Genomic DNA, 2,070 nt, shown 5'->3' with positions numbered 1-2,070 from the left:
GCTTTGAGCTCATAATCGCCAGAAAGTGCACGGTCGATACTACCGCCCAAATTAAAATCTTTTTCGATGTCGTTGTTCATAGTGATACCTAGGTGCGCCAATTAAACTGAGCCACCTAACTTATTGATAAAAAATTACCTTCATTATACTCATATGTCGGATACAAACTAAAATATGAATCTGTAACAAGGCTTGCTTTTGCGTCTTAATGGTTAATAATTAGACACTTGTTGGGGCGTAAACCCAGTAAATAACAGTATGGTAAAGGATGTTTACTTTTACCTGCGAAATTTTTTATCTTCGAATGGTAAAAAATGCTTTGATTTCACGTTTTTGGTGATTATGATGCGCGCCTCAAAGGTGTATAGCAACAGGTTCTCAAACAGAACCAAGGTGGAGAAAAACAGACGTTGAACGCTAAAAAATCAGTAGGAAAACCAGTAGTACAGCTAACTGGTATTAGTAAAAGCTTCGATGGTAAGGAAGTCATCGGCAATCTTGATCTAAACGTAAATCATGGTGAGTTTCTCACGATTTTAGGCCCGTCAGGTTGTGGTAAAACAACGGTACTAAGAATGATTGCGGGTTTTGAAACGGCAGATAGTGGTCAAATACTGCTAGCTGAACAGAACGTAACCCACGTCCCTGCTGAACAAAGGCATGTTAACACTGTATTCCAAAGCTATGCGCTATTCCCACATATGACCGTTTTCGAAAATGTGGCATTTGGCTTACGCATGCAGAAAGTTCCAAACAGCGAGATTGAACCTCGTGTAATGGAAGCTTTAAAAATGGTGCGCCTAGAACAGATGGCACAAAGAAAACCACACCAGCTTTCTGGTGGTCAACAGCAACGTATCGCAATCGCTCGTGCTGTCGTTAATAAGCCTAAAGTTCTTTTGTTGGATGAATCTCTGTCTGCTCTGGATTACAAACTTCGTAAACAGATGCAAATTGAGCTGAAACAACTTCAGCGCCAACTTGGTATCACGTTCATTTTTGTAACGCACGACCAAGAAGAAGCACTGTCGATGTCTGACCGTATTATTGTTATGCGTGACGGCGTGATTGAGCAAGACGGAACACCAAGAGAGATTTACGAAGAGCCTAAGAACCTTTTTGTCGCTCGCTTTATTGGTGAAATTAACGTATTCGATGCGACAGCGACATCTCGTTTAGATGAAAAACGCATTGTTGCGACAATTGAAGGTGAAGAGTCGGTCATCTACCACGATAAAGACATCACCTCTGGTCAAAAACTGCAGGTATTGCTTCGCCCTGAAGATCTTCGTATTGAAGAGATTAAAGAATCTGAGCAACGCGGTATTGTTGGCCACATTGTCGAGCGTACCTACAAAGGCATGACTTTAGATTCAGTTGTAGAGCTAGAATCTGGCATGCGCGTAATGGTAAGCGAATTCTTCAACGAAGATGACCCTGATGTTGATCACTCACTGGGCCAAAAAGTTGCAGTAACTTGGGTTGAGAGCTGGGAAGTGGTATTAGAAGATGAGCAAGAAGTTTAATTTACAAAACGCGATTGTTGCTTTAATCACAGGTTGGTTGGTGCTGTTCGTGATGATTCCAAACATCATGATCATCGGTACCAGCTTCTTAACTCGTGACGAAGCAAACTTGATCGAGATGACCTTCACTCTCGATAACTACATCCGTTTGGCCGACCCGCTGTATTTTAAAGTGCTGATGCACTCTTTCTATATGGCGATTATCGCGACGCTATTGTGTTTGATCATTGGCTACCCGTTTGCCTACATAGTGGCAAAAATGCCAGAGAAATGGCGCCCTTTCATGCTGTTCTTGGTGATTGTGCCATTCTGGACGAACTCTTTGATTCGTACCTACGGCTTGAAGATTGTACTGGGTACTCAAGGTGTCTTGAACAAAAGCTTACTAGCGCTAGATATCATCGATAAGCCACTGCGTATTATGTACACAGAAACGGCGGTGATGATCGGTTTGGTGTATATCCTGCTGCCATTCATGATTCTTCCGCTGTATTCAGCGATTGAAAAACTGGATGACACGTACCTAGAAGCAGCAAAAGACTTA

2 protein-coding genes are annotated in these 2,070 nt (G+C 42.3%); both read left to right on the top strand.

The window, feature by feature from the left end; genetic code table 11:
• The first annotated feature begins 410 nt into the window (after positions 1–410).
• A complete protein-coding gene (potA, locus tag BCT81_RS27000) occupies positions 411–1,526 on the top strand; it encodes a spermidine/putrescine ABC transporter ATP-binding protein PotA (protein ID WP_102426457.1) in 1,116 nt (371 codons plus the stop codon).
• Positions 1,510–2,070: spermidine/putrescine ABC transporter permease (potB, locus tag BCT81_RS26995; protein WP_102426456.1), on the top strand; the 561-nt coding region annotated here is incomplete at its 3' end. The genes potA and potB, both read left to right, overlap by 17 nt.

The sequence above is a fragment of the Vibrio sp. 10N.261.52.A1 genome, assembly GCF_002876325.1.
GTDB lineage: Bacteria > Pseudomonadota > Gammaproteobacteria > Enterobacterales > Vibrionaceae > Vibrio > Vibrio chagasii.
The sequence above is the reverse complement of the archived record's forward strand: the minus strand, read 5'-3'. Positions and strand labels throughout refer to the sequence as shown.